A 4381-nucleotide genomic window follows, 5' to 3' on the forward strand; every position below is an offset into this window, starting at 1 on the left:
CTACGTGGTCGCCGTGAAGCACCTAGGCAGCAGCATCCCCGCCGCCGCCGGAGCGCTCAGCCCGGTCCTCACAGCGCTCCTCGCGGTCCCGCTGCTAGCCGAGCCGCTCACCCCCGGACTCGCGATCGCGCTGGCACTCATCGCGACCGGTGTGGCCGCGTTCGCGCTGGCGCCCGCGGGCGCGACGCAGGCGGCGCGGAACGAGGGGATCCCGGCATCCGATCCCCCTCCCGCTCCGAACATAAGGTGAGACGGGAGCACGCGCGCGTGCCCCCAGGAGCGAGGGATGCCATGACGACCGACACCCGGGCACGGGCCACCGACACGACCACGACGCGCAAGCCGCACGCGTGGCCCTGGGCCGCGCTGGCCGGCATCGTCGCGGCCGCCGCGCTGCTCGCCGTGGCCGAACTTCTCGCGGCGCTGTTCGCGCGATCCGCGAGCCCGGTCCTGGCCGTCGGCTCGTTCATCGTCGACATCGTGCCCCGCCCGCTGAAGGAGCTGGCGATCACGCTCTTCGGCGAGTCCGACAAGATCGCCCTGCTCGTCGGTGTGGGCCTCGGTGCCGCCGTCGCCGCCGCCGTCGCCGGTGTGCTCGAGTACCGCTTCCGTTTCGTCGGGGCGGTCCTGCTGGGCATCGGCGGCATCCTCGCCACCGCCGCGATCATCACGCGCGCGGGAGCGGGCGCCCTGTCGTGGCTGCCGCCGGTGGTCGGCACCATCGCCGGCGTCGCCGTGCTGGTGCTGGCGATCGGGCGCCTGAAGCGCTGGATCGGAGCCGCCCGGAACCGCGACGGCGAGACCGCCGGAACGGACCGCCGCCAGTTCCTGCTGTTCACCGGTCTGACCGCACTCGGCGCCGTCGTCGTCGGTGTCGGCGCCCGCGTGCTCAACGCCACCACCTCGTCGGTCGCCGCGGCCCGCGACGCCCTGCGCCTGCCGTCGGCCCGCCGCACCGTCACCGTCCCCGACGGCGCTAACTGGGAGATCGAGGGCCTGAGCCCGATCATCACCCCCAACAGCGACTTCTACCGCGTCGACACCGCCCTCACGGTGCCGAACGTCGACCCCACCACCTGGCGTCTGCAGATCGACGGCATGGTCGACACCCCCATCGAGCTGAGCTTCGACGACCTCGTCAACCGCGGCCTCGACGAGTACGGCGTGACCCTCACGTGCGTGTCGAACGAGGTCGGCGGCGATCTGGTCGGAAACGCCATCTGGACCGGTGTCCCCATCCGCGACATCCTGCGCATGGCGGGACCGCAGGCCGACGCCGACATGGTGCTCTCCGAGAGCGTCGACGGGTACACGGCATCCACCCCCCTCTCGGCGCTGGTGGACGACAACCTCGACGCGATCTTCGCGGTGGCCATGAACGGCGAGCCGCTCCCCTTCGAGCACGGCTTCCCCGTGCGCATGGTGGTCCCCGGCCTGTACGGCTACGTCTCGGCGACCAAGTGGGTCACCAAGCTCACCGTCACCCGTTTCGACAAGGACGAGGCCTATTGGACGCCCCGCGGCTACGCGGCGCAGGCGCCCATCAAGCTGTCGTCGCGCGTGGACACTCCCAAGATCGGCACCCCCGTCGCCGCGGGCACCGTGACCATCGCGGGCATGGCCTGGGCTCAGCCCGTCGGCGTGCAGAAGGTCGAAGTGCGTATCGACAACGGCGATTGGCAGGAGACCCAGCTGTCGAACCCCATCAACGACCAGTCGTGGGTGCAATGGCGCTTCGACTGGAACGCCGAGGCCGGCAGCCACTACATCGCCGTGCGCGCCACCGACAAGCAGGGCAACCTGCAGATCGAGCAGCAGGCGCCGATCGCGCCCGACGGCTCGAGCGGCTGGCAGCGCACCCTGGTCACCGTCTCGAGCTGACGACCGACCGCTGCCGACGACGCGCGTCCTTCTCAGGGAGGGCGCGCGTCGTCGCGTCTGCGGTGGTCGCGCTGTCAATCGCTCGACCCGCGCGGCATCCGAGGGGCATGATCGCTGTATGCCTGTCGCACGCACCACCCGCCCGAACGGTGGTCTCGAATGACCACGGTGCCCGATGAGCCGACGCCCCCCACGGCCGCGCGGGGCGCGGAGGCCCCGCACCCGCTGGCCAGCATCCGCCGCTCCATCCCCCGCGACTGGGACGATCAGGTGGACCTATTCGCGATCGTCAAGCTCGACGGCGGTGGTTTCGTGCGCGGGTGGAACCACGGCGCCGAACGGATCAAGGGGTACACCGAGGACGAGATCATCGGCTCGCACTTCTCGCGGTTCTACCGCGCCGAGGCCCAGCGACGCGGACTGCCCGATCAGCTGCTCGCCGCCGCCCAGCGCGACGGGCACGTCGAGGACACCGGCTGGCGCGTCCGCCGCGACGGAACGGAATTCTGGGCGCGCGTGACCATCTCGGCGATCCGCAACGGCGAAGGCCAGGTGCAGGGGTTCGTGAAGATCGTGCGCGACCTCACGAGCGAGAAGCAGGCCGCCGACGAGCGGGCCGCTCTGCAGCGCACCTTCGCGCACGACCTGCTGTCACCGGTCACCGCCCTGCGCGGCTATCTCGACCTGATCGGCGAGGAACTGCCCCCGGATCACCGCCTGCTGCGACTCGCCGGAGAGGCGAGCGACCACATCATCGCCATGGCGCAGGCGCTGATGAGCGACGTGGACAGCACCGCCGAGCGCGGGCGGCGACGCGCCACCCTCGATCTCATCGCGCGGGGAGCCGTCGCGGTCGTGCTGCCGGGCGACCTCGGTCGGGTGCGATTCGGACAGATGGATGCCGTCGCCATCCTCGGCGACGTCCTGGGCCTGCGTCGCGCGATCGCCAACGTGCTCGAGAACGCGGCGAAGTACTCGGACGACGTCATCGAGGTCGACGCCTTCGAGACCGACGAGGGCGCCGCCGTCCGCGTGCGCGACCACGGCCGCGGTATCCATCCCGACGACCTCGCCTCGATCACCCAGGAGGGCCACCGCGGACGCCTCGCCGACGACGGCGACGGGGGACGCGGGATCGGACTCGCCAGCGTCCAGCAGATCGTGTCCGCGCACGGCGGCACGCTGCGCATTCACAGCACGCTGGGCGAGGGGACGACCGTCGTGCTCTCCATCCCGCGAGCCGACGACGAGGTCGCGGACTGAAGCGCCTCGGGCACGTCGGCGACCGCTCAGCCGCGCCGGTGACTGCACCGCGGGCTGAGGCCGCTCGGGCGCGTCGGCGACAGCTCGACCGCGTTCACGTCTGAGGCGCGCGGTCAGGCCCCGGACGTGGTGAGGGTCGCGCCCGCCTGCTCGATCTCGCGTAGAGCGGCCGCGCTCGATTCGGGGTGCACGCCCGCGATGAGGTCCGTAAGGACGCGGACGCGTCGCTGAGCCGCCACCGCGTCGAGGGTGGAGGCCCGCACGCAGTAATCCGTCGCGATCCCGACGATGTCGATGTCGAGGATGCCGTGCTCATCGAGGATCGATGCGGCCGTCTGGCCGTCGTCGGACACCCCCTCAAAGAGCGAGTAGGCCGGTCGCCCCTGCCCCTTCTTGAGGTGGTGGGTGACGCGGGAGGTGTCGAAGACGTCGTCGTACGCGGCTCCGTACGTGCCGCCGACGCAGTGCACGGGCCACGAATCGACGAAGTCGGGGGTGGCCGAGAAATGGCCGCCGTTGTCGTCGTCGCCGTGATGCCAATCGCGCGAGGCGACGATGACCGCATACTCGTCGGCGTGATCGTCGAGGTACCGCGAGATCCGCTCGGCGACGGCGTCGCCGCCCTCGACGCCCAGGGCGCCCCGTTCAGTGAAATCGTTCTGGACGTCGACGATGAACAGCGCGCGGGTCATGCGTCGAGCCTAGACGCGAACGGTCGGTCTCATCCTCGCGCGAACAACAGCACGATCGAGACGACGAAGGCCACGGCACCGAGACCCAGCACGCCCGCGGCGAGAAGCGACACGAAGCGCACACCCGGCGAGGAGCGCGTCAAGCGCATCCGGTGCGCCGTACCGCGACGGTAGAAGATGTCGGCCATGTCGGCACGGCCGATCTTCTCATCGTCGTGCGCGGACAAGGGCGCCTCGTTCACTCCCCCGTCGTCGTCGAACCAGCGCACCACGCGGCCACCCTCGACGTCCTCGACCACCGCGCGCGCCGGCATCCACGTGCCGTCGGCCAACAGCAGGACGACGGCCACGAGCGCGAGCAGAGAGCCTCCGCCAAGCCCCACCCACGTGAAGATCTCGATGAGGGCATCGAGAGCGTTCGACACGGGCAGCTCCAGCGGGTAGCGGGCGGTTGACGGGCCGTCGCGCGAGGGCGGGCCGGGGCGGCACCAGCTTACCGGGGTCGATGGGAGGGCCCGGGAACACCGACGGGGGTGGAGTGGGAG

4 protein-coding genes and 1 pseudogene are annotated in these 4381 nt (G+C 71.1%); 3 read left to right on the top strand and 2 right to left on the bottom strand.

Going from position 1 to position 4381, the window contains the following annotated elements; genetic code table 11:
• The 3 genes and pseudogenes from DBR36_RS15500 to DBR36_RS15510 form a co-directional block, all read left to right on the top strand.
• Positions 1-250: pseudogene (locus DBR36_RS15500) on the top strand (DMT family transporter); the annotation flags it as partial.
• A gap of 41 nt (positions 251-291) precedes the next feature.
• Positions 292-1881, top strand: coding sequence for a molybdopterin-dependent oxidoreductase (locus tag DBR36_RS15505; protein WP_108320616.1), 1590 nt, complete (start codon positions 292-294; stop codon positions 1879-1881).
• A gap of 159 nt (positions 1882-2040) precedes the next feature.
• On the top strand, positions 2041-3144 hold the full coding sequence (locus tag DBR36_RS15510; protein WP_108320617.1) for an ATP-binding protein: 1104 nt from the start codon (positions 2041-2043) through the stop codon (positions 3142-3144).
• Positions 3145-3257: 113 nt separating this feature from the next.
• Here DBR36_RS15510 and DBR36_RS15515 read toward each other — a convergent pair whose 3' ends face one another.
• Together DBR36_RS15515 and DBR36_RS15520 are read right to left on the bottom strand one after the other, a co-directional pair.
• Positions 3258-3836: an isochorismatase family protein gene (locus tag DBR36_RS15515; RefSeq protein WP_108320618.1), complete on the bottom strand. Its 579-nt coding sequence runs from the start codon at positions 3834-3836 to the stop codon at positions 3258-3260.
• A gap of 29 nt (positions 3837-3865) precedes the next feature.
• Positions 3866-4261, bottom strand: a complete 396-nt coding sequence (locus DBR36_RS15520) for a hypothetical protein (RefSeq protein WP_108320619.1) — start codon at positions 4259-4261, stop codon at positions 3866-3868.
• Between the last annotated feature and the right edge of the window lie 120 nt (positions 4262-4381).

The sequence above is a fragment of the Microbacterium sp. HMWF026 genome (genome assembly GCF_003061325.1).
In the GTDB taxonomy this organism is placed as follows: Bacteria; Actinomycetota; Actinomycetes; order Actinomycetales; family Microbacteriaceae; genus Microbacterium; species Microbacterium testaceum_E.

Excerpts from the sequence above, each read along its gene's own strand:
- DBR36_RS15505 (WP_108320616.1), top strand. The coding sequence starts at position 292 with ATGACGACCGACACCCGGGCACGGGCCACCGACACGACCACGACGCGC.
- DBR36_RS15510 (WP_108320617.1), top strand. The coding sequence starts at position 2,041 with ATGACCACGGTGCCCGATGAGCCGACGCCCCCCACGGCCGCGCGGGGC.
- DBR36_RS15515 (WP_108320618.1), bottom strand. The coding sequence starts at position 3,836 with ATGACCCGCGCGCTGTTCATCGTCGACGTCCAGAACGATTTCACTGAA.